Source organism: Streptomyces sp. NPDC048277 (genome assembly GCF_040652235.1).
Lineage (GTDB): Bacteria > Actinomycetota > Actinomycetes > Streptomycetales > Streptomycetaceae > Streptomyces.
In genome coordinates this window covers 375,574-398,598 of the sequence record NZ_JBEZLQ010000005.1, presented here as the reverse complement: position 1 = coordinate 398,598, position 23,025 = coordinate 375,574, and the positions used below count along the sequence as shown (strand labels likewise).

Below are 23,025 nucleotides of genomic sequence, written 5' to 3'. Positions count from 1 at the left end.
CGCGCGCATGCGGCCCGGCTCCCTGCGCTCGGCCCGCCACAAGGACACTCCCGTCGGGCCGGGCTACAAGTGGGTCGCGCTGTCGAACACCACACTCGGGGTGCTGATCGCCACGATGGACGCGTCGATCGTGATCATCTCGCTGCCGGCGATCTTCCGGGGCATCGGCCTCGATCCGCTCGCGCCCGGCAACATCGGCTATCTGCTCTGGATGATCCTGGGCTATCTGCTGGTGTCCGCGGTGCTGGTCGTCGTCCTCGGGCGGCTCGGCGACATGTTCGGGCGGGTACGGATCTACAACCTCGGCTTCCTGATCTTCGCCTGTGCCTCGGTCGCGCTGTCGCTCGATCCGTTCCGGGCGGGAGCGGGGGCGCTGTGGCTGATCCTGTGGCGGATCGTGCAGGCCTTCGGCGGGTCCATGCTCACCGCCAACTCGGCCGCCATCCTCACCGACGCCTTCCCGGCCCGGCAGCGCGGCACGGCGCTGGGCATCAACCAGATCACCGCGCTGGCGGGCCAGTTCCTCGGGCTGCTCGCGGGCGGTCTGCTCGCCGCCGTCGACTGGCGGGCCGTGTTCTGGGTGAGCGTGCCCGTCAGCATCACGGGGACCGTCTGGTCGTACCTGAGCCTGCGCGAGACCTCGGCGGCCCGCCCCGGCCGGATCGACTGGCTGGGCAACCTCACCTTCGCGGCGGGCGCCGGCATCCTGCTGGCGGGCATCACCTACGGCATCCAGCCCTACGGCGGCAGCGCCACCGGCTGGGGCAACCCGTGGGTGCTGACCGGCCTGATCGGCGGCGTGGTCCTGCTGCTGGCCTTCTGCGTCATCGAGCGGCGCGTCGCCGAGCCCATGTTCGACCTGGCTCTGTTCAAGGTACGGGCGTTCGCCGCGGGCAACCTCGCCGCCCTGCTGACCGCGATCGCGCGCGGCGGGCTGCAGTTCATGCTCATCATCTGGCTGCAGGGCATCTGGCTGCCGCTGCACGGCTACGACTTCGAGGACACCCCGCTGTGGGCCGGCATCTTCATGCTCCCGCTCACCCTCGGCTTCCTCATCGCGGGCCCCGTCTCCGGCTATCTGTCGGACAGGTTCGGCGCCCGGCTGTTCTCCACCGCTGGTCTGGTGGTCGTCATGCTCTCCTTCCTGGGACTGCTCGCGCTGCCCGTCGACTTCGACTACGGGCTGTTCGCGGCGCTGCTGCTGGTCAACGGGCTCGGCCAGGGCATGTTCTCCGCGCCGAACACGTCCTCCATCATGGGCAGCGTGCCGGCCGAGTACCGGGGCGTCGCCTCGGGCATGCGCTCGACCTTCCAGAACTCCGGTACGGCGCTGTCGATCGGGGTGTTCTTCTCGCTGATGGTCTCGGGACTGGCGTCCTCATTGCCCGAGACGCTGAAGAGCGGGCTCATGGCGCACGGGGTGCCGGCCGGCTCCGCCGCGCACGCCGCGTCGCTGCCGCCGGTGAGCACGCTGTTCGCGACGTTCCTCGGCAACAACCCGATCCAGCACCTGCTGGCCTCGGAGGGAGTCCTCGACCATGTGACCAGCGCCCAGCGGTCCGTCCTGACCGGGCACACCTTCTTCCCGCAGCTGGTCTCCGGCCCGTTCCACCACGGCCTGGGCATCGTGTTCGGCGTGGCCGCGGGCATGGCCCTGGTCTCCGCCGTGGCCTCCGCCCTGCGCGGCGGCCACGGGGCCGGGAACGACCACCAGGAGCCGAAGGACCGGCCGCCCGCGCGGACGGCACAGCCCCGGCACAACACGCCGTCGTGACGAGCGTGGGTGCCCCGCCGGGGGCACCCACGCACCGGTCACGGATACGAGACGAGGTTCGCCACGTTGGTCGACGCGTTCGACGGGCCTCCGGTGTTGTTGATGACGTGGGTGATGGTGCCGGTGCCGCCGAGGGAGACCGTCACCATGTCGGTGAAGCGCACGTTCGCGTTGTTCGGCGCCTCGATGGCGTGCGCCGCGACCACGCTCGGGTTGACGTTGAAGTAGCAGTAGCTGCCGAGGCCGTACGCCTGGTGGCTGGTGACCGAGTCGGCGACCTTGTAGGCCGCGTAGCCCTGGGTGGAGCCGTTCATCCAGGCCGCCTGGCTGGGCGGGTCGTACGGCATCTCGTTCTGGTAGAAGTACGTCCGGCCGCCGTTGCCGTTCCAGACGGTCTGGTACTTCTGGAAGTGCTCGACGAACAGGCCGTACATGGTCACGTTGTCGCCGTTGACGACCAGGCCGGTGTCGGCGGTGTTGCTGGTCCAGCCGACTCCGCTGCCGTGGTCGGCGCGCCAGATCCACATGTGGTCGCCGATGACGTTGTCGCTGTTGACGACCAGGCTCGTGGTCGCCTTGCCGACACCCGCGCCGCCGACCCGGAAGTACACGTCGTGCAGCGAGGTCGGGTCGGCCGCGTGCGAGGCCGAGGAGCCGCTCGGGCCGACCTCCACCAGGGTGGCGGAGTTGCTGGTGCCGGCGTCGAAGAGCAGGCCCGCGATCTGGACGCCGTCGACGTCGGCGACCTTCATGGCGGTGACGCCGTTGTCCGGGACGAAGGTGGCGAGGCCGAGGCCGAGGACCACGGTGTCGGCGCGGTTGATCTGCAGGGTCTGGTCGAGGTGGTAGACACCCGGGGTGACCAGCAGGTTCTTGCCCGCCGTCAGGGCCGCGTTGATCTGGGACGCGGTGGCGCCCGGCTTCACGACGTAGAAGCTGTCCAGGGAGAGCGAGGTGCCGGCCGCCGATCCCGAACTCCAGCTGGTGCCGGTGGAGTTGGAGCGGGCGGACGGTACGAACACCTGGTAGGTGCCGGAGCCGTCGACGTACAGGAACGGCTTCTCACGGGTCACCGGGCTCTGTGCCACCGTGGTGTAGGGCGGGCTGGGGAAGCTGGTGGCCGGGACGCCCGAGCTGCCGACGAAGACCATGTTCCAGTTGGCGCCGGTCCAGCTGCCGAGCTGCGAGTTGCGGGTCAGCCACTGCTGCTGGCTGCCGGAGTTGACCTGCCCGTTGATCTGGCTGTCGGCGATCAGGCCGCCGCTGGACCAGCCGCCGTCGTCCAGCGCGAGGTTGCCGCGCAGGTGCATCCGCCGGTAGGCCGCCGCCTGCGAGACCGCCCAACGGTCGCTGCCGCCGGTCGGGTTGACGGAGAGGTTCTCGGCGCCGCGCCAGAAGTTCTGGGTGGCGTTGCCCTGGAACCAGTCGGCCTCGGCGTGCACCGCGCCGTTGACCGACACCGCGTCCGGGGTCAGGCCGAGCCCCAACACCTGGGTGTAGAAGCCGACGTTGACGTCCGCGCTGTAGGCGCCCGGCTTGAACATCACGGCGTAGCGCTGGGAGCCGAACTGGTTGGTCTCCTGCTGCTGGAAGATCGAGTCCAGCTTGCTCTGGATGGCCGACGCGGACATCGACGGGTCGAAGACGACCACGTTGGGGCCGAGGTCCGGGTTGCCCGACTGGGTCACCGGGACGACCTGGAAGCGCTGGGCGTCGGTGCCGTTGCAGGTGTACTGCGCGAACCGCACGCTGTCGGCGGTCGAGGCGCCGGGGTCGTCGAGGCACTTGCCGCTGTTGCGGTTGACGAAGTGGTAGGCGCCGCCGCCGTCGTCGACGGGCAGCCACTGCTGGTTGTTGCCGCCGCCGTAGGTCCACAGCTGGACCGGCGCGCTGTCGGCCGTGGAGACGTCGGTGACGTCCAGGACCTCGTTCGTGTTGTTGGCGTTGCCGATCCGGACGTAGCCGCCGCTGGTGGCGGTGAGACTCCACTGCTGGGCGGTGGTGTTGTTGCACGTGTACTGCTGGACGACGGTGCCGTCGGCGGTGGCGGCGGCCTTGGCGTCCACACACTTGCCGCTCGCCGCGTTGAGCAGGGTGACATTGCCGGTGGGCAGGATGGCGGCGGACGCGGGTGCGGAGGCGCCGGTCGCGGTCAGCAGGGAGGCGGCCACAACGGCCAGTGTCGCGGCGGCCGTTGATCTGCGGCGCCGGGGAAGGTGAGGCACGGGTTCTCCTGATCCGAAGAGTGGTCCGAAGAGTGGGGGGTCAGCCGGTGTATCCGGCGAAGACGCGGGTGTAGTCCCAGTTCGACTGGCTCACGCCGGAGCAGCTGTCGGCGGAGCCGCCGGTGCAGGGCCGGTCGCGGTTGGCGGACCAGAAGGTGAGCCGGGCCAGGTGGTGCTGCTGGGCGTAGCCGAGGATGGTCCGGAAGTCGTTCACGGTCACCGTCTCGCTGTTGTCGGTGATGCCGTTCATCGACGAGATGCCCATGTCCCGGTAGGCCGTGTCGTCGCTGTAGCCGTACGCGGACTTCAGCGCGTTCTTGAGCCCCTCGGCCGCCTGGGTCGTGAGGTTGCCCATGTTCTGGCCCGCGCCGCCGAAGTCGAACGGCATGATCGCCCAGGCGTCGACGGTCAGCCCGGAGGAGGCGGCCCGGTTGATGAGGCTGGTGTCGGGGCCGCTCTGGCCGGTGCCGATGGTGATGTACACCTTCAGACCGGAGTTGTCCGCCTTCACGGTCTTCAGCGCGTCCACGACCCGCTGCTGCACGGCCCCGTTGCTGTAGGCGTCCGCCTCCAGGTCGATGTCCATGGCGCTGAGCCCGCCATAGGCGTCGATGACCTTCTGGTACGCCGCCGCCAGCTCGCCCGCGCTGGAGCAGGAGCTCTCCAGCTTGTTGCCGCTGTAGCCGCCGAAGGAGGGGATCACGTCACCGCCGTTGGCGCGCACGGTGGTGACGGTCTGCTGGTCGACCCCGCCGGTCAGCGCCCGGCTGCCGTCCCACTGCGGGTTGCAGTAGCCGTTGCTGAGGACGAACGCGAGCGTGTAGTACTTCACGCCGGTCGCGTTGGTGATCGTGGTGGGGCTCGGCGGGTCGCCCCAGCCGTTGTAGAGGTACGGCGCCACCGCCATCGGCGCGGACGGGGTGGTACCGCCGCCGGCCGCGGGCGCGGTCCACTTCTGGTTGGCGCCGCCCGTGCAGGTCCAGATCTGCGCGCGGGTGCCGTTGGCCGACGAATTGCCGGTCGCGTCCAGGCACTTGTTCGCCTGCGGGTTGACGATGTCGTGGGCGGCGGTGACCGTCCACTGCTGGTTGGCGCCGCCGGTACAGGTCCACAGCTGGGCCTGCGCGCCGTCGGCGGTCGAATTGCCGGTCACATCCAGGCACTTGCCGAGAGCCCTGATGGTGCCGTCGCTGCCGACGGTCCACTGCTGGGCCGCGGTGCCGTTGCAGTCGTAGAGCTGTACGGCCGTGCCGTCGGCGGAGTCGGCCCCGGCGACGTCCAGGCACTTGCCGGCGAGGCCGGCGACGGTGCCGGTGGCGGCCTGCGCGGGAGCGGCGGTGAGCAGTCCTGCGGACAGGGTCAGAGCGGCTATGGAGACAGCCGTGGGGAGAGGTCTGGCCATTGCGGGGGGTGGCCTTTCACGCGGGGGGATGCAGCACGGTCACATCCGTGAGGCTTTGTTTAAGGCGTGAAACTAAAGGTCCGGACCACCGGCGTCAAGAGGAGAGCCCCGCAGGGGCGCGGGGAACTGCGCGACCAGCAACAGCCCACCCGCGCCCAGAAGCGACCCGCACCCCTACGGCGCCCCCCGCCGCCTCAGACCGACCGCACCTCCGCGAACTGCGTCCGGTACAGCTCCGCATACCGCCCCTCCGCCGCCAGCAGCGACTCGTGCGTACCGCGCTCCACGATCCGCCCGGCCTCCACCACCAGGATCTGGTCGGCGGCCCGCACCGTGGACAGCCGGTGGGCGATCACCACGGCCGTACGCCCCTCCAGCGCCTCGGCCAGGGCCTCCTGGACGGCCGCCTCCGAGGTGTTGTCGAGGTGCGCGGTGGCCTCGTCGAGGATGACGACCCGCTGGCGGGCCAGCAGCAGCCGGGCGATGGTCATGCGCTGGCGCTCACCGCCGGAGAGCCGGTAGCCGCGCTCGCCGACCACCGTGTCCAGGCCGTCGGGCAGCGACCGTACGACCTCGTCGAGGCGGGCGCGGCCGAGGGCGTCCCACAGCTCCTCGTCGGTGGCGGCGGGCCGGGCCAGCAACAGGTTGGCGCGGACGCTGTCGTGGAAGAGGTGGCCGTCCTGGGTGACCATGCCGAGGGTGGCTCGCAGGGAGCCGGCGGTCAGGTCGCGGACGTCGGCGCCGCCGATGCGGACGGCACCCTCGTCGACGTCGTACAGGCGCGGCAGCAGCTGGGCGATGGTGGACTTGCCGGCGCCGGAGGAGCCGACGAGGGCGACGGTCTGGCCGGGTTCGGCGCGGAAGGAGATGCCGTGCAGGACCTCGGCGCCGCCGCGCGAGTCGAGGACGGCGACCTCTTCGAGGGAGGCGAGGGAGACCTGGTCGGCGGCCGGGTAGGCGAAGCGGACGTCGTCGAACTCGACGGCCACCGGCCCCTCGGGGACCTCGCGGGCGTCCGGTTTCTCCTCGATCAGGGGCTTGAGGTCGAGTACTTCGAAGACGCGCTCGAAGCTGACCAGGGCGCTCATCACCTCGACGCGGGCACCGGCGAGGGCGGTCAGCGGGGCGTAGAGGCGGGTCAGCAGCAGGGCGAGGGAGACGACGGCGCCGGCCTGCAGGGTGCCGCGCAGGGCGAACCAGCCGCCGAGGCCGTAGACCAGGGCGAGGGCCAACGAGGAGACCAGGGTCAGCGCGGTCATGAACACGGACTGGGAGGTGGCGGTGCGTACGCCGATGTCCCGGACCCGGGCGGCCCGTGCGGTGAACTCGGCCGACTCCTCCTCGGGGCGGCCGAAGAGCTTGATCAGGGTGGCGCCGGGGGCGGAGAACCGCTCGGTCATCCGGGTGCCCATGTCGGCGTTGAGCGCGGCGGCCTCGCGCTGCATGCGGGCCATCCGGCCGCCCATCCGGCGGGCGGGCACCACGAACACCGGCAGCAGCACCAGCGCGAGCAGGGTGATCTGCCAGGACAGGGTGAGCATCACCGCGAGGGTGAGCACGAGCGTGACCAGGTTGCTGACCACGCCGGACAGAGTGCCCGCGAAGGCGCGCTGGGCGCCGATGACGTCGTTGTTGAGACGACTGACCAGTGCTCCCGTACGAGTACGTGTGAAGAACGCGACGGGCATGCGCTGCACATGATCGAACACAGCCGTTCGCAGGTCGAGGATGAGTCCCTCCCCGAGCGTCGCCGAGAGCCGCCGCCCGAGCACCCCGAGCGCCGCCTCCGCGACCGCGACGAGCGCGATCAGCAGCGACAGCCGTTCGACGGTGCCGGTGTCGTGCCCCGACACGATCGCGTCGACGACATGGCCGGCGAGGACGGGGGTCGCGACGGCGAGCAGGGCGGTGGCCACCCCCAGCAGGACGAAACGGACTATGCCCGCGCGGTGCGGGCGGGCGAAGGCGGCGATGCGGCGCAGCGTGGCCCGGTCGAACGGGCGCCGCTCCTGCTGGGCGGTCATCACGCTGTGCAGCTGCATCCAGGCGGTGGTCTCCATACTCATGAAGGAGAACGTAGAACCTCAAGGTTCGTTGAGGTCAATGTGCGCGCGCCGTCCCCCCGTACGAAGGACCCGATGAGCCTCCCGAACCGTCATCCGGCGTCTCCTCTTCCGCCACCTGCCGTTGGGGCGGCGCGGAAAACCTCTCCGGGTGTGACAGCGGAAAGAATCCCCGGCTTCCGTGAGGGCCGTCTCCCCCGGCTCGCCCGCCGCATCCCCGTGCGGCACATCCTCACCCTGGTCCCGCTCATGCTCGTGGCGGTGATAGCGGTGCAGCACTGGCCGGTCCTCGTCGAGGGCTTCGGTCATCTGCGCGCCGCCTCCTGGCCCTGGCTGCTGGCGGCGGGCGGTGCCACGTGTCTGACCTGGGTGGCCGCGGCCTTCACCCGGCAGGGTGCGGTGGTGCAGCGGCTGCCCCGCTGGCGGCTGCTGGCGACCCAGCTCGCGGCGGGCTCGGCCAACCATCTGCTGCCGACGGGCCTGGGCTCGGGCGCGGTCAATCTGCGGTTCATGACCGTGTGCGGGGTGCCGCTCGCGACCTCCTCGGCCGCGCTCGCGCTGTATCTGCTCGCGGAGTCGGTCGCCCGCGTGGGCCTGATGGCCGCGCTGTTCGTCGCCTTCCCCGACGCGCTGCGGCTCGACGGCCTGCTCCCCGCCGGGGACGTCGGACCGGTCCTGGCCGTCGCGGGCGCGCTGGTGGCCGTGGCGGTGGCCGTGCTGTTCCTCGTACGACGGGTGCGCGAGCCCGTGTTCCGCTTCGTGCGGGCCGCCCTGAGCGAGGCCCGGTCGGTGCACACGCGTCCGACCCGCGCGCTGGCGCTGTGGGGCGGCTCGCTCGCCTTCCCGGCGCTCCAGGCCCTCGGTCTGGTGGCGGTGGGGCGGGCGCTGGGCCTGTCCGTGCCGCCCGCGCACATGGCGCTGGCGTATCTGGCGGCCACGGTCGCCGTCGCCCTGATCCCCACGCCGGGCGGCCTGGGTTCCGTGGAGGCGGCGCTGATCGTGGCGCTGGTGGCGGCCGGGGGCCCGGTGGCGCTGGCCACGGCCGTCGTCCTGGCGTACCGGATCATCACCGTGTGGGTGCCGTTGCTGCCGGGAGCGTTGACACTGGGAGCGCTGGTACGGCTGAAGGTCATCTGACCTCCGATCCCGAGGAGACGTATGCCGGTCCGCCTGGAACGCAAGGGTCCCGTCACCACGGTCGTCCTCTCCCGGCCCGCGGCGCGCAACGCGGTGGACGGGCCGGCGGCGGCCGAACTGGCCGCCGCCTTCCGGGAGTTCGAGGCGGACGACGAGGCCCGGGTGGCGGTGCTGTGGGGTGAGGGCGGCACGTTCTGCGCGGGCGCGGACCTGAAGGCGATGGGCGGCGAGCGCGGCAACCGGGTGGCGGAGGACGGGGACGGCCCGATGGGCCCGACCCGGCTGCGGCTGTCCAAGCCGGTGATCGCGGCGATCGCCGGGCACGCCGTGGCAGGGGGCCTGGAGCTGGCCCTGTGGTGCGATCTGCGGGTCGCCGAGGAGGACGCGGTGTTCGGCGTCTTCTGCCGCCGCTGGGGCGTGCCGCTGATCGACGGGGGCACGGTACGGCTCCCTCGGCTGATCGGCACCGGCCGGGCCATGGACCTGATCCTCACCGGCCGTCCGGTCCCGGCTTCCGAGGCGTACGAGATGGGCCTGGCCAACCGGGTCGTCCCGACCGGCCGTGCCCGCGAGGCGGCCGAGGAACTGGCCGCGTCCATCGCCGGCTTCCCCCAGGCCTGCCTGCGCAGCGACCGGGCGTCGGTGCTGGCACAGGAGGGGCTCGACGAGCCGACGGCGATGAACGCCGAGATCCGCTACGGGATGGGTGTGCTGACGGAGGGCCTGGAGGGAGCGGCACGTTTCGCGGCGGGTTCCGGACGCCACGGCGCCTTCACGGACGGCTGACCCTCCGCGGACGCCCGGCTTCGACGGCGCGCACGACGGGCTCCCCGTGGGTGGCCATACGGCCGGGCTCTTCGGGGTTGGCGGCACAGGCGGGCACCACGTGGGGGTGGCGGCACGGACGGGGTTTTCGGGGATGGCAGCACGGCCGGGCTGTTCGTGGGCGTCGACACGGCCGGGCTCCTCGTGACCGGTCCGGAGTTCGGCCTGTCGCCGGCGCTGTTCCGGTGCGCCGTCGGCAGGGCACGGAGTCGGCCGCGGGCAGGCCACGGTCCCGGATGTCGGCAGGGCACTGACCGGGCGCCCGGTCAGCCCCGCTCCAGCCGCTCCAGTACCGCCCTGGCCGCCCGGGTTCCCTCGCGGGTGGCGGTGCGGGCGTCCTGGCCCGGATGCCGCAGGGCGCCGACGGCGAAGACGCCGGGGTGTGAGGTGTCGTAGCCGTTGTCGGTGAGGATCAGCCGGGCCCGGCGGGCGAGTTCGTTCTCGGCGACGAAGTCCCCGGTGAAGACGACCGTGTCGCAGGCGAGCACCCCCGTCCGCCCGTCCTCGTGCCGGATCCGGACGCCGGACAGCCGGCCGTGTCCGAGGATCTCGGTGACCGTCGTGCCGGTGAGCAGCGGGATGCGGGAGCGGAGCCGGGCGTCCAGGGCGCGGGCGCAGGCGGCGCGGGGCCGGTCGGTGACCATCGCGACGACCTCGGCGCCCCCGGCCCGCACGGTCTGCGCGGCGGCGTACGACACGTCCTCGCTGCCGACCACGACCGCCCGGGTACCGATCGACTGCCGGTAGCGGTGCACCGCCTGCTGCAGTTCTCCCCCGGTGTAGACCCCGGCGGGCCGGGTGCCCGGGACCAGCCGTGCCGTACGGGGGCGTTCACGGGCGCCGGTGGCGAGTACCACCGCCCGCGCGGTGAGCGTCTCCGGGCCCCGCTCGCCCACGGTGGTGAGGGAGAGCGGGCCGGCCCAGTCCAGGACGGTGACCCCGGTACGGACCACCGCTCCGGCGCGCCCGGCCGCCTCGACGAGCAGGCGGGCGTACGCCGGTCCGCGCAACGGCCTGGTCCACGTGCCGAATCCGCCGTGGGCGCAGTGCCGTGGCGCTCCCCCGGCCTGCTGTTCCCGCTCCAGCACCTCCACCCGGGCGACCCCGGCGACGGCGAGCCGGGCGGCGGCCGCGAGACCCGCGGGACCGGCACCGACGACGAGGACGTCGACCCGGCGTTCGGCGGTCATCCGGTGGCCCCGGCCTTCTCGAACAGGTCGCGTACGGCGGCCCCGCAGTGGAAGCCCTGGCAGCGTCCCGACCCGGCGCGGGTGCGGCGGCGCAGGCCCGCCGGGCTGCGCGGCGGGATCGTGTCGGCGAGTGCGTCGCGGATCTCGCCGAGGGTCACGCGCTCGCAGTGGCAGACGATGACGTGACCGCCCTGCTGATAGGGGCGGGGGAAGGCCTCGCCGAGGTTCGGCATGCGGACCGGTTCCAGGTCGACGGGGTCCTTCAGGTCCAGCCCCGAGTCCCGCAGGAGTCCGGTGACATGGGCGGCGACGGCGAGCGAGGCGGTGAGGCCCGTGGAGCGGATTCCGCCGACCGTGACATACGCCTGGTCGGGGTGGGCGGAGATGCGGTAGTCCTCGTGCTCGGTGGCCGCGCGCAGACCGGCGTAGACGGCGGTGACCTCCTCGTCGACGAGTCCGGGCAGGATGCGGCGGCCCTTCTCGCGCAGCACCGCCAGCCCCTCGGCGGTCGACTGTGTGGCGGCCTTGTCGTCCAGGTCCTCGGCCGTGGGGCCCAGCAGCACGTTGCCGTAGACGGTGGGGGCGACCAGGACGCCCTTGCCGAGGGCGATGGGGACCGGCAGCAGGATGTGCCGGACGAGGTCGCGGGCGAACTTGTCGTAGACGATCAGCTGGCCCCGGCGGGGGGTGACGGTGAAGGCACGGTGGCCGAGGAGCCGGTCGAGGGTGTCGGCGTGCAGACCGGCCGCGTTGACCAGGTGGCGGGTGTGGAGCGGTCCGCGCGAGGTGGTCAGGGTGTGCACGCCCTCGTGTCGACTCACCTGTGTCACACGGGAGTTGAGGTGGAGGTCGACGCCGTGGCGGACCGCCTGGGTGGCGTAGGCGAGGGTGGTGCTCCAGGGGCAGACGATGCTCTCGCCGGGCACGTGCAGGGCGCCGAGCGCGCCGGGGCCGAGGTGGGGTTCGCGTGCGTACAGCTCGTCCGCGTCCAACTGGCGGGTGTCACGGCAGTCGTTGCGTACGGCCTTGGCCGCCAGCCCCGGCAGCGCGGCCAGTTGCTCCGCGTCCCAGGCGACCAGCAGCGCGCCGACCGGCTCGACGGGGATGCCGGACTCGGCCGCGTACGCGGTCAGGAGCCGGGAGCCCTCGCGGACCAGGCGGGCCTCCAGGGTGCCGGGGTGGGCGTCGAAACCGGTGTGCAGGATGGCGGTGTTGGCCTTCGAGGTGCCCTGGCCGACGTCGTCCTGGGCCTCCAGCAGGGCGACCCTGAGGCGGGGGTGGCGGGCGAGTTCGCGGGCGACGGCGCTGCCGACCACTCCGGCGCCGACGACCGTCACGTCGTACGGGACGCAGGGCAGCGGTCCTTCGGCGGTGACCGTCATACCGGGGCTCCTTCGAGGAGCTTGCCGACTGCGGCGCGGAAGACGCCGAGGCGGTCGGCGGCCTCGGCGGCGGAGATGCGGGGTTCGTAGACGGCGGAGGGTTCGCCGTCCGGCAGGAAGTCGACGGGGTCGGTGCCGAGGTGGGCCAGGGCGCCGACGCCGAGGGCGGTGGCGTCGGGCAGGGTGGACACCTCGACCGGGCGTTGCAGGAGGTCGGCCTGGGTCTGCATGAGCAGGGACGAGCGGGTCAGGCCGCCGTCGACGCGCAGCGCGGTGAGCGGGGCGCCGAGGTCGGTCTCGGCGGCTTCCGCGAGCTCCACCACCTGGGCGGCGAGGCCCTCGCAGAGGGCGCGCACCAGATGCCCGGGGCCGGTGTCGAGGCCGAGGCCGGTGAGCGAGCCGCGCAGGTCGCCGCGCCACCAGGGGGCGGCGAGCCCGGCCAGCGCGGGGACGAAGGTGACCCCGCCGGCGTCGGGGACGGTGCCGCCCACCCGGTCGAGGTCTCCGGCCCCGGAGATGACACCGAGGTCGGTGAGCCAGCGGACGGCGGAGGCGGCCGTGTACACCTGGCCGTCCAGGCAGTAGTCGGTCTGCCCGGCGAGGCGCCAGGCGACACAGCTGACCAGGCCGGAGGTGCCGTGCCGGGGGGTGTCGCCGGTGTGGGCGAGCAGGAACGCCCCGGTGCCGTAGGTGCATTTGGCGCCGCCGGGTGCGGTGATGCGCTGGGCGAGGAGGGCGGCCTGCTGGTCCACGGCGAGACCGGTGAGCGGGAGGTTGTGCTGGCCAAAGGTGTCCGTCGTACCGACGAGCCGGGCGTTGTCGACGATCTCGGGGAGGCGTTCGGCGGACAGTCCGTAGAGGTCGAGGGCTCTGGGCGACCACTGGACCCGGTCCAGGTCGAGGAGCTGGGTGCGGCCCGCGGTGGCCGCGTCGGTGACGTAGGCGCCGGTGAGCCGGTGCACCAGCCAGGCGTCGGTGGTGGTGACGACTCCGTCGCGGGTGAGGTGGCGGCGGATCCAGGCCATCTTGGGCGCGGCGAAGTAGGGATCGAGCGGGAGTCCGGTGAGGGCGCGTAACTCCTCGGTATGTTCGGCGAGTTCGGCGCAGACGGTCTCGGCGCGGCGGTCCTGCCAGCCGATCGCGGCGGTGAGGGGGCGGCCGGTGCCGGGGTCCCAGGCGAGGACGGTCTCGCCCTGGTTGGCCAGGCCAAGGGCGGTGACCGGTTCGCCGGCCTCGGCGAGCGCGCGGCGGCCGGCGACGAGCACCGAGCCGTACAGCTCCTCGGGGTCCGTCTCCACCAGGCCGCCGGGCAGGTGCCGGGGCCGTACGGCGGCGAATCCGGTGCCGATGACGCCCCGTTCGGGGCAGATCACCAGGGCCTTGGTGCCGGACGTGCCCTGGTCGACGGCGAGCACCGGACCTGTCATCGAGCCTCCCCTGGCGATCACTCGCGACAGCCTGCCGCAGTGGCGAGGGGCAGCACAAGCTCACCCGGATCGGCCCGGTACGAACCTGCTTGCGGATACGGCAGGATGAGCGGTTGCACATTCGAATGGGAGGTACCCGGTGAACCGAGCGCTCACCGTCGATGACCTGGTCCTGGCCGGAATCGCGCTGGCGGCGGGCCTGTTGCTGGCCTTTCTGTCGCGCGGGCTGCTGCGCTGGCTGGCCAAGCACGCCAAGCGGACCCGTTGGAGCGGCGACGACGTCATCGTGGACGCGCTGCGCACGGTGATCCCGTGGGCGGCGATCGCGGGCGGCGCGTCGGCCGCGGCGGCGGTGCTGCCGCTGACGAAGACGGTCCAGCACCACACCAACCAGTGCCTGCAGGTGCTGCTCATCTTCGCGGTGACGGTGTCGGCGGCGCGGGTGATCGCCGGACTGGTCCAGTCGGTCACCCAGTCCCGTTCCGGGGTCGCCGGTTCGGCCACGATCTTCGTGAACATCACCCGGGTGCTGGTCCTGGCTATCGGCTTCCTGGTGGTGCTGCAGACGCTGGGCATCTCCATAGCGCCCCTGCTCACCGCCCTGGGCGTGGGCGGTCTGGCGGTCGCGCTCGCCCTCCAGGACACCCTGGCGAACCTCTTCGCGGGCATCCACATCCTCGCCTCCAAGACCGTCCAGCCGGGTGACTACATCCAGCTGAGCAGCGGTGAGGAGGGCTATGTCGTGGACATCAACTGGCGCCAGACGACGGTCCGTCAGCTCTCCAACAACCTGGTGGTCATCCCCAACGGCGAGCTGGCGAAGGCCAACATGACCAACTACACGCGTCCCGAGCAGCGGTTGACGATCCTGGTGCAGGTGGGCGTGAGCTACGACAGCGACCTGGACCATGTCGAGCGGGTCACCACCGAGGTCATCGGCGAGACCATGCGGGACATCGCCGGCGCGGTCCCCGAGCACGAGCCGGCCATCCGCTTCCACACCTTCGGCGACTCCCGGATCGGCTTCACGGTGATCCTGGGCGTCGGCGAGTTCAGCGACCAGTTCCGGATCAAGCACGAGTTCATCAAGCGCCTGCACCGCCGCTACCGCGAGGAGGGCATCCGCATCCCCGCCCCGGCCCGCACGGTGGCGCTCCAGCAGGGGACCGTGGTGATCCCGCACCAGCGCACCGCCGAGGATGTGCCGGTCCCCGACTAGAACCACCTGGAGGTCGTGCTCACAGCGTGGCCGAGCCGTCGTGGTGGCGGCCGCCACGGCGGCTGTGCGGTACCGGAAACGATCGCGGAAGGCGTCCTCACCGGCGGGTGCAGCGTGGGGCGGTCGAGCAGGTCACGCATACGGTGACGTCGTTCAGGTGCCGGGTGGTGCGGATGCGCGGGTTCGCGGCGGCGTCGACCGGGCGGGCGCGCCGGCGTACGCGAGATCGAGGTCGAGGTCGTAAGCGACGAGGACCCGGTAGCCGTCGTCGAGGGCTGGGCGGAAGGTCGCCCAGGGCCGGGCGGACGGGGTCACCGAGGGTCTCCGGGTCCGGGGCCGGTGTCGCCCCGGACCTCGTGTCGCCGCCTTCCTCCCCCGCGGAGAAAGGACGGGCGAGGGCCGGGACCCCGTGGCGGCAACGGTCGCGTCCCGCAGCGCCTCCGCCGGCTCGCGTTCGGCCTGACCGAGCGAGGGCTCATCGGCGGGCGGCGCCGCCGTGCCGGGCAGGTCGGCCGCCGGGGCCGTCACTCCAGTGCGCCATCTCGTGATCCCTTCACTCGCGCGGCCGGGCGGTCGGTGCGGCCGCCCGTCGACGGTCGCTCGCCTGCCCTGACCACGGGGCCGGCCGATCCGGGACCACCGGGCCCGCTGATCCGGGACCACCGGGCCGGCCGATCCGGTTTCCCGAAGGCCGAAAATCGGATCTTCCGAGTCGCGGACCCCTGTCGAGCCCGGTTCGATCACGAGATATCTTGATGTCGAGCAATGTTGCAGACGTGGAGCGGAGCACCCGGTGACTGACTCGACCATCATCTACACCTACACAGACGAGGCCCCGGCCCTCGCGACGCACTCGTTCCTGCCGGTGATCCAGGCGTATGCCTCGCAGGCCGGTGTCGCCGTGGAGACCCGCGACATCTCGCTGGCCGGACGCATCATCGCCCACTTCCCGGAGTACCTGAACGAGGACCAGCGCATCCCGGACGCGCTCGCCGAGCTGGGCGACCTGGCCAAGACGCCCGAGGCCAACATCGTCAAGCTGCCGAACATCTCGGCGTCGATCCCGCAGCTCAAGGCCGCCGTCGCCGAGCTCCAGGGCAAGGGCTACGCGCTGCCGGACTACCCGGACGACCCGAAGTCGGACGAGGAGCGCGAGATCCGCGCCCGCTACGAGAAGATCAAGGGTTCCGCCGTGAACCCGGTCCTGCGCGAGGGCAACTCGGACCGCCGCGCCCCCGCCTCGGTCAAGAACTACGCCAAGACCCACCCGCACCGCATGGGCGCCTGGACCCCCGAGTCCAAGACCGACGTCGCGACCATGGGCGAGAACGACTTCCGCTCCACCGAGAAGTCCACGGTGATCTCCGAGGCCGGCGCCCTGAAGATCGAGCTGGTCGCCGAGGACGGCACCACCACCGTCCTCAAGGAGTCCGTACCGGTCCTCGCGGGCGAGGTCGTCGACGCCTCCGTGCTGCACGTCGCGCAGCTCAACGACTTCCTGGCCGCGCAGGTCGCGCGCGCCAAGCAGGAGGACGTCCTGTTCTCCGTGCACCTGAAGGCCACGATGATGAAGGTCTCCGACCCGATCATCTTCGGTCACGTGGTGCGCGTCTTCTTCCCGAAGACGTTCGCGAAGCACGGCGAGACGCTCAAGGCGGCCGGCCTCTCCCCCAACGACGGTCTGGGCGGCATCCTCAAGGGCCTGGAGAACCTGCCCGAGGGCGCCGAGATCAAGGCCTCCTTCGACGCCGAGATCGCCGAGGGCCCGGCCCTCGCCATGGTCGACTCGGACAAGGGCATCACCAACCTGCACGTGCCGTCGGACGTCATCGTCGACGCCTCGATGCCGGCCATGATCCGCACCTCCGGCCACATGTGGGGCCCGGACGGCCAGGAGGCCGACACCCTCGCGGTCATCCCGGACTCCTCCTACGCCGGTGTCTACCAGGCCGTGATCGAGGACTGCCGGGCCAACGGCGCCTACGACCCGTCCACCATGGGCTCCGTCCCGAACGTGGGCCTGATGGCGCAGAAGGCCGAGGAGTACGGCTCCCACGACAAGACGTTCGAGATCGCCACCGCGGGCACGGTCCGCCTGGTCGACGCGGCCGGCAACGTCGTGATCGAGCAGCCGGTCGCCGCCGGTGACATCTTCCGCGCCTGCCAGACCAAGGACGCCCCGATCAAGGACTGGGTGAAGCTGGCCGTCACCCGCGCCCGCGCCACCGGCGACCCGGCCGTCTTCTGGCTGGACGAGGGCCGCGCGCACGACGCGCAGCTGATCGCCAAGGTCCAGCAGTACCTGCCGGAGCACGACACCGAGGGCCTGGACATCCGGATCCTCACCCCCGTCGAGGCGACCAAGCTGTCGGTGGAGCGCATCCGCCGCGGTGAGAACACCATCTCCGTCACCGGTAACGTGCTCCGTGACTACCTGACCGACCTCTTCCCGATCCTGGAGCTGGGCACCAGCGCCAAGATGCTGTCGGTCGTCCCGCTGATGGCGGGCGGCGGCCTGTTCGAGACGGGCGCCGGCGGCTCCGCGCCGAAGCACGTCCAGCAGCTGGTCAAGGAGAACTACCTGCGCTGGGACTCCCTCGGCGAGTTCTTCGCGCTCGTCCCCGCCTTCGAGCAGTACGCCGACTTCACCGGCAACGCCCGCGCCAAGGTGCTGGCCGACACCCTCGACCGCGCCACGGCGACCTTCCTCAACGAGGACAAGTCCCCGACCCGTCGCGTCGGCGGCATCGACAACCGCGGCAGCCACTTCTTCCTGTCGCTGTACTGGGCGCAGGAGCTGGCCCGCCAGACGGACGACGCCGACCTGGCCAAGGCGTTCGCGCCGTTCGCCGAGTCGCTCGCCGCCGACGAGCAGCAGATCGTCGACGAGCTGCTCGCCGTGCAGGGCTCGCCGGCCGACATCGGCGGCTACTACCAGCCCGAGAAGGCCAAGGCGGACGCGGTCATGCGCCCGTCGGCCACCTGGAACGCGGCGCTCGCCGCGCTCTGAGTCCCGAGGTCTCCGCCCCGGCAGGCACCCCGCCTGCCGGGGCGGAGCCATGTCCGGGCCCGGCACACCGGCGGCGCGGCCGCCGGTGTGTATCCCGTTCGTGAAGTCTGCATGTCACGTGCGCCGGGTGCCTGGTCCGTCCTGATCCGCTGTGGTTCGCTCGGCGCATGAAGGTGCTTGTGAGCCGACGCCACGTGGACTTCGTGCGCGTCACCACCATGGGGTGTCCCGCCGTGAGCTGACGCTCCGCCCGGCCCGTCCCCCGCCACCTCCCTCGTTCTGCCGACGCGTGCCCGCACGTGCGCGCCGTCCTGCCTTCCCGCACGAGGAGCAGCACCATGAGCCAGCCCATCGACTCCGTCACCGCCGGTCACACGCCCGAGGAGACGCCCGCCGGGTCCGACGCCCCGGCCTGGTCTTTCGAGACCCGGCAGATCCACGCCGGGGCCGTGCCGGACCCGACGACCGGCGCCCGGGCGACGCCGATCTACCAGACGACGTCGTTCGTGTTCCGGGACACGCAGCACGCCGCCGACCTGTTCTCGCTCGCCGAGCCCGGCAACATCTACACCCGCATCCACAACCCCACCCAGGACGTCTTCGAGCAGCGGATCGCCTCGCTGGAGGGCGGGGTCGCGGCGGTGGCGCTGTCGTCCGGGCAGGCCGCGGAGACCCTGGCGATCCTGACGCTGGCGGGCGCGGGCGACCACATCGTCTCCAGCACGTCCCTGTACGGCGGCACGTACAACCTGTTCCGGCACACGCTGCCGAGGTTCGGCATCGAGGTGTCCTTCGTGGACGACCCCGACGACGCCGAGGCCTGGCGGGCGGCGATCCGCCCCACCACCAAGGCGCTGTTCGCGGAGACGCTGGGCAACCCGCGCGGCAACGTCCTCGACGTACGGGCGGTCGCGGACGTGGCCCACGCGGCGGGCGTACCGCTGATCGTGGACAACACGGTCCCGACGCCGTACCTGCTGCGGCCCCTCCGGCACGGCGCCGACATCGTGGTGCACTCGGCGACCAAGTTCCTCGGCGGGCACGGGACGGCGATCGCGGGGGTGGTCGTCGACGGCGGCAGCTTCGACTTCGGCGCGCACTCCGAGCGCTTCCCGGACTTCACCGAGCCCGACCCCAGCTACCACGGCCTGCGCTACTGGCCGGCGCTCGGCCCGGGCGCGTTCGCCATCAAGCTGCGGGTGCAGCTGCTGCGCGACCTCGGTCCGGCGCTCTCCCCGCACTCGGCGTTCCTGCTGCTGCAGGGCGTGGAGACGCTGAGCCTGCGCCTGGAGCGGCACTCGGCCAACGCCTTGGCCCTCGCCGAGTGGCTGGAGCAGCGCGACGAGGTCGCCGCCGTCCACTATCCGGGCCTGCCGTCCAGCCGCTGGTACGAGGCGGGGCAGAAGTACCTGCCGAACGGCGCCGGCGCGATCGTCTCCTTCGAACTGCGCGACGGGATCGAGGCGGGCAAGCGGTTCGTGGACGCCGTGGAGCTGTTCAGCCATCTCGCCAACATCGGTGACGTCCGCAGCCTGATCATCCACCCGGCGTCCACCACCCACAGCCAGCTGGACGAGGAGCAGCTGGCGGCGACCGGGACCGCGCCGGGTCTGGTGCGGCTGTCGGTCGGGATCGAGAACCTCGCCGACCTCAAGGCCGATCTGGAGGCCGGTTTCCGCGCGGCCAAGGGCGCGGCGTCCTGAACGCCGTAACACGTCCGGAGGTCCCCCTTCCGCCGGCCACCGGGGCCTGGCGGGAGGGGGATCCGCCCGGTCGCCGTCAGTGGTGCGCGGCGGAGAAGCCGCTGCCGCTGGAGGCCGGCGGTGAACTGCCCGGCGTACGGCTGGCGTTCGAGACCTGGGGCCGGCTCGCCCCGGACGCCTCCAACGCCGTGCTCGTGCTGCACGCGCTCACCGGGGACAGCCATGCGGCCGGGCCCGCCGGGCCCGGGCATCCGGCCCCGGGCTGGTGGGACGGGGTGGTCGGGCCGGGTCGTGCGCTGGACACCGACCGCTGGTTCGTCGTCGCCCCGAACGTCCTGGGCGGCTGCCAGGGCAGCACCGGACCCGCCTCCCCGCGGGCCGACGGGCGCGGCCCCTGGGGTGCTGCCTTCCCCTTCCTGACCCAGCGCGACCAGGTCGCCGCCGAGGCCGCGCTGGCGGACGCCCTGGGCATCGGGCGGTGGGCGCTGGTCGTGGGCGGCTCGATGGGCGGGATGCGGGCCGTGGAGTGGGCGGTGTCGTACCCGGAGCGGGTCGGCGCGCTGCTGCTGCTCGCCACGACGGCGGCGACGAGCGCGGAGCAGATCGCGTGGGCGAACACGCAGCTCACCGCGATCCGCGCCGATCCCGACTGGCAGGGCGGCGGCTACCACGGCACCGGACGCGCCCCGCGCACCGGCCTGGGCCTGGCCCGCCGGATCGCCCATGTCACCTACCGCAGCGAGCCCGAGCTGGCGGTCCGCTTCGGCCGGACGCCGCAGGGCACCGAGAACCCGCTCGCCGGGGGCCGGTACCAGGTCGAGTCGTATCTCGACCACCACGCCGCCAAGCTGGTGGGGCGCTTCGACGCGGGCAGTTACGTGGTGCTGTCCGAGGCGATGAACGCCCATGACGTCGGCCGCGGCCGGGGCGGGGTGCGCGCCGCGCTCGGCCGGATCACGGCCCGCACGCTGGTGGCGGGGGTCGACTCCGACCGTCTCTATCCACCGGCCCAGCAGTCCGAGCTGGCGGCGCTGATCCCGTCGGCCGACCGGCTCCGGCTGATCGAGTCGCCGTACGGGCACGACGGCTTCCTGATCGAGACCGGGCAGGTGGGCGCGCTGGTGCGGGAACTGCTCGGCTGACGGCTCACCACTCCCGGGGCGCGATCAGCTCCTCGACGTCCGCGTCCGCGAAGCCGTAGGCCTGGGCGATCACCCAGAAGTCGCCGCCTATCTCCTCACGGGCCACGGTCTCGATCTCGCTGCCGGCCGCCTCGAACTCGGCCTCCAGGGCGTTGAACTCCTCGGTCGCCGCGTGGGTGAGGGCGTACAGGGCGGGCAGGCCGGCGGGGCGCTCCGCCTCGATGCGCTCGCAGAGGCGGACGAGGATCGCCCTGCCCCGGTCCACCACGTGGTCGGGGAAGTACTCGTCCTCGTACAGCTCCGCCAGGAACTCGTGCTCGGACATCTTCGGGTTGCTGATCGGCATGGCTCCGCCCCGCCCTCGTACGGCGTCGATGTGACACCTTGATCCTGCACCCTGCCACTGACAACGCCCCCGGGAGCCGCCCGTGTCCCAGCCGTCGTACGAACTCCTGCCCGGTGCCGCCGAGTCGCCCGTGCTCCTGCATGTACCGCATGCGGCGCGGACGATCCCGGCCGACGTCAGGGCGGGCATCGTGCTCGACGACGAAGCGCTGGAGCGGGAGCTGGACCACATCACGGACGCGCACACGGCACAGCTCGCGGAGGCGGCGGCAGGGCTCGCCGGGGTCACCCCCTGGCGGTTCGTCAACCGGCTGTCCCGGCTGGTCGTCGATCCCGAGCGGTTTCCGGACGAGCGGGAGGAGATGCTCGCCGTCGGGATGGGGGCCGTGTACACGCGGACCACGCACCGGGGCGTGCTGCGGGAGGAGGACGTGGATCCCGAGCCGTTGGTGGCGCGGTACTTCCGCCCGTACGCACGGGCGATGACGGAGGCGGTGGCCGGGCGGCTGGCCGCGACCGGGCGGGCCGTGGTGGTCGACGTGCACTCCTATCCGAGCCGGGCGCTGCCCTACGAGCTGCACGGGGCGGGGCCGCGGCCGCCGGTGTGTCTGGGCACGGACCGCTTCCACACCCCGGCCGCGCTGGCCCGGGCGGCGCGGAAGGCGTTCGCGGGGTGCGGGGAGACAGAACTGGACAGCCCGTTCGGCGGGACCTATGTGCCGCTGGAGTTCTACGGGACGGACGCGCGGGTGAGCGCGCTGATGGTGGAGATCCGGCGGGATGTGTACATGGCCGAGCCCGGTGGTCCGGCCGGGCCCGGTCTCGGCCGGCTCGCCGCCGCCCTCGCCGGGCTCGTGGACTCCGTGGGCCGCTGACCTCACCTGGAGCACTCCCACAGGACACGGGGTGAGGGCCGTACGACGGTGGAGCCATGACGACGGACATACCCACGCCCGCCGCGCCCGTCCGCGAGGCCGTGGCGCCCGTACGGGACTGGCCCGCGGTCGATCTGGAGGGGACGGAGTTCGACCCGGTCCTCGCGGCCCTGATGCGGGAGGGGCCGGTGACCCGGATCCGGCTGCCGTACGGGGAGGGCTGGGCGTGGCTGGCCACCCGGTACGAGGACGTCAGGACCGTCACCAACGACCCCAGGTTCAGCCGTGCCGAGGTCACCCGGCGGCAGGTGACCCGGCTGGCCCCGCACTTCCGGCCCCGCCCGGGCTCGCTGGCCTGGGCCGACCAGCCCGACCACAACCGGCTGCGCAAGCCGATCGCCGGTGCCTTCACGACGGCCGCGATGAAGCGGCTGCGGCCCCGGGCGCAGGAGATCCTCGACGAGCTGGTGGACGGGGTCGTACGGGACGGCCCGCCCGCGGACCTGATCGAGCGGGTGCTGGAGCCGTTCCCGATCACCGTGGTCAGCGAGGTGATGGGGGTGCCGGACGCCGACCGGGAGCGGGTGCACGCCTGGACCCGGCAGATCATCTCCACCTCGGGCGGAGCCGAGGCCGCCGACGCGGCCAAGCAGGGCCTGTACGGGTGGATCACCGAGACGGTACGCGCGCGTGCCGGCAGCTCGGGCGACGACGTGTACTCGCTGCTCGGGGGTGCCGTGGCCCGGGGCGAGATCGGCGAGGAGGAGGCCGTGGGGCTCGCCGGTCCGCTGCAGATCGGCGGCGAGGCGGTCACCCACAACTGCGGCCAGATGCTGTTCCTGATGCTCACCCGGCCGGAGTTGACGGCGTGGCTGCGCGAACGGCCGGTGGAGCGCGGGCCGGTCCTCGACGAGCTGCTGCGCTGGATCCCGCACCGCAGCACGGTCGGGCTGGCCCGGATCGCCCTGGAGGACGTCGAGTTGAGCGACGGCACGCGGATCCCGGCCGGCGATCCGGTGTACGTCTCCTATCTCGCCGCCAACCGCGACCCGGCCGTCTTCGCCGACCCGGACCGCATCGTGACCGACCGCGACCCGAACCCGCACCTCGCCTTCGGCAACGGCCCGCACTACTGCACGGGCGCGGTCCTCGCCCGGCTGCAGACCGAGCTGCTGGTGGACACCCTCCTCGACCGGCTGCCGGAGCTACGGCTCGCGGTGCCGGCCGAGGAGGTGAAGTGGCGCCGCAAGACGATGATCCGGGGACCGCTGACCCTGCCCGCCGCCTGGTGAGGGGCAGTGCCATG

At 72.4% G+C, this 23,025-nt stretch carries 16 protein-coding genes and 1 pseudogene; 9 read left to right on the top strand and 8 right to left on the bottom strand.

Annotation, left to right across the window (positions count from 1 at the left end):
• The first annotated feature begins 7 nt into the window (after nucleotides 1-7).
• A complete protein-coding gene (locus tag AB0D85_RS14700) occupies nucleotides 8-1,774 on the top strand; it encodes an MFS transporter (RefSeq protein WP_362319289.1) in 1,767 nt (588 codons plus the stop codon).
• A gap of 38 nt (nucleotides 1,775-1,812) precedes the next feature.
• Here AB0D85_RS14700 and AB0D85_RS14695 read toward each other — a convergent pair whose 3' ends face one another.
• From AB0D85_RS14695 to AB0D85_RS14685, 3 genes are all read right to left on the bottom strand, one after another.
• On the bottom strand, nucleotides 1,813-3,999 hold the full coding sequence (locus AB0D85_RS14695; protein WP_362318968.1) for an RICIN domain-containing protein: 2,187 nt from the start codon (nucleotides 3,997-3,999) through the stop codon (nucleotides 1,813-1,815).
• 40 nt (nucleotides 4,000-4,039) lie between these two features.
• Nucleotides 4,040-5,401: a ricin-type beta-trefoil lectin domain protein gene (locus tag AB0D85_RS14690; protein WP_362318965.1), complete on the bottom strand. Its 1,362-nt coding sequence runs from the start codon at nucleotides 5,399-5,401 to the stop codon at nucleotides 4,040-4,042.
• Between the two features lie 194 nt (nucleotides 5,402-5,595).
• A complete protein-coding gene (locus tag AB0D85_RS14685; RefSeq protein ID WP_362319286.1) occupies nucleotides 5,596-7,461 on the bottom strand; it encodes an ABC transporter ATP-binding protein in 1,866 nt (621 codons plus the stop codon).
• A gap of 252 nt (nucleotides 7,462-7,713) precedes the next feature.
• Between AB0D85_RS14685 and AB0D85_RS14680 the strand changes: the two genes are divergently transcribed.
• A complete protein-coding gene (locus AB0D85_RS14680) occupies nucleotides 7,714-8,601 on the top strand; it encodes a lysylphosphatidylglycerol synthase transmembrane domain-containing protein (protein ID WP_362319283.1) in 888 nt (295 codons plus the stop codon).
• 21 nt (nucleotides 8,602-8,622) lie between these two features.
• Nucleotides 8,623-9,387, top strand: a complete 765-nt coding sequence (locus tag AB0D85_RS14675) for a crotonase/enoyl-CoA hydratase family protein (protein ID WP_362318963.1) — start codon at nucleotides 8,623-8,625, stop codon at nucleotides 9,385-9,387.
• 329 nt (nucleotides 9,388-9,716) lie between these two features.
• Here AB0D85_RS14675 and AB0D85_RS14670 read toward each other — a convergent pair.
• From AB0D85_RS14670 to AB0D85_RS14660, 3 genes and pseudogenes are all read right to left on the bottom strand, one after another.
• Nucleotides 9,717-10,616: pseudogene (locus AB0D85_RS14670) on the bottom strand (FAD-dependent oxidoreductase); the annotation flags it as partial.
• Entirely contained in the window at nucleotides 10,613-11,998 is a 1,386-nt protein-coding gene (locus AB0D85_RS14665) for an NAD(P)/FAD-dependent oxidoreductase (protein WP_362318960.1), read from the bottom strand. The gene AB0D85_RS14665 and the pseudogene AB0D85_RS14670, both read right to left, overlap by 4 nt.
• A complete protein-coding gene (locus AB0D85_RS14660; protein WP_362318957.1) occupies nucleotides 11,995-13,425 on the bottom strand; it encodes an FGGY family carbohydrate kinase in 1,431 nt (476 codons plus the stop codon). The genes AB0D85_RS14665 and AB0D85_RS14660 overlap by 4 nt, the downstream gene beginning before the upstream one ends.
• Nucleotides 13,426-13,564: 139 nt before the next feature.
• On the opposite strand from AB0D85_RS14660, the gene AB0D85_RS14655 reads away from it, so the two are divergent.
• Nucleotides 13,565-14,644, top strand: a complete 1,080-nt coding sequence (locus AB0D85_RS14655) for a mechanosensitive ion channel family protein (protein WP_362318954.1) — start codon at nucleotides 13,565-13,567, stop codon at nucleotides 14,642-14,644.
• A 153-nt stretch (nucleotides 14,645-14,797) separates the two neighbouring features.
• Here the strand turns inward: AB0D85_RS14655 and AB0D85_RS14650 are convergent, their stop codons facing one another.
• Nucleotides 14,798-14,959, bottom strand: a complete 162-nt coding sequence (locus tag AB0D85_RS14650; protein WP_362318952.1) for a hypothetical protein — start codon at nucleotides 14,957-14,959, stop codon at nucleotides 14,798-14,800.
• Between the two features lie 478 nt (nucleotides 14,960-15,437).
• Between AB0D85_RS14650 and AB0D85_RS14645 the strand changes: the two genes are divergently transcribed.
• From AB0D85_RS14645 to AB0D85_RS14635, 3 genes are all read left to right on the top strand, one after another.
• Nucleotides 15,438-17,654, top strand: coding sequence for an NADP-dependent isocitrate dehydrogenase (locus AB0D85_RS14645; RefSeq protein WP_362318950.1), 2,217 nt, complete (start codon nucleotides 15,438-15,440; stop codon nucleotides 17,652-17,654).
• Between the two features lie 338 nt (nucleotides 17,655-17,992).
• Complete coding sequence (locus tag AB0D85_RS14640) at nucleotides 17,993-19,357, top strand: bifunctional o-acetylhomoserine/o-acetylserine sulfhydrylase (protein ID WP_362318947.1); 1,365 nt, start codon at nucleotides 17,993-17,995, stop codon at nucleotides 19,355-19,357.
• Nucleotides 19,354-20,499 (top strand): homoserine O-acetyltransferase, encoded by a 1,146-nt coding sequence (locus AB0D85_RS14635; RefSeq protein ID WP_362319280.1) that lies wholly within the window; start codon nucleotides 19,354-19,356, stop codon nucleotides 20,497-20,499. The genes AB0D85_RS14640 and AB0D85_RS14635 overlap by 4 nt, the downstream gene beginning before the upstream one ends.
• A gap of 4 nt (nucleotides 20,500-20,503) precedes the next feature.
• On the opposite strand, the gene AB0D85_RS14630 is transcribed toward AB0D85_RS14635, so the two are convergent.
• A complete protein-coding gene (locus AB0D85_RS14630; protein WP_362318944.1) occupies nucleotides 20,504-20,845 on the bottom strand; it encodes a DUF5713 family protein in 342 nt (113 codons plus the stop codon).
• Nucleotides 20,846-20,927: 82 nt separating this feature from the next.
• On the opposite strand from AB0D85_RS14630, the gene AB0D85_RS14625 reads away from it, so the two are divergent.
• Both AB0D85_RS14625 and AB0D85_RS14620 read left to right on the top strand, forming a co-directional pair.
• Nucleotides 20,928-21,719 (top strand): N-formylglutamate amidohydrolase, encoded by a 792-nt coding sequence (locus AB0D85_RS14625; RefSeq protein WP_362318942.1) that lies wholly within the window; start codon nucleotides 20,928-20,930, stop codon nucleotides 21,717-21,719.
• Nucleotides 21,720-21,775: 56 nt separating this feature from the next.
• Nucleotides 21,776-23,011 carry a cytochrome P450 gene (locus tag AB0D85_RS14620; RefSeq protein ID WP_362318939.1) on the top strand — a complete coding sequence of 412 codons (1,236 nt, stop codon included), beginning with the start codon at nucleotides 21,776-21,778 and terminating at the stop codon, nucleotides 23,009-23,011.
• Nucleotides 23,012-23,025: the final 14 nt, after the last annotated feature.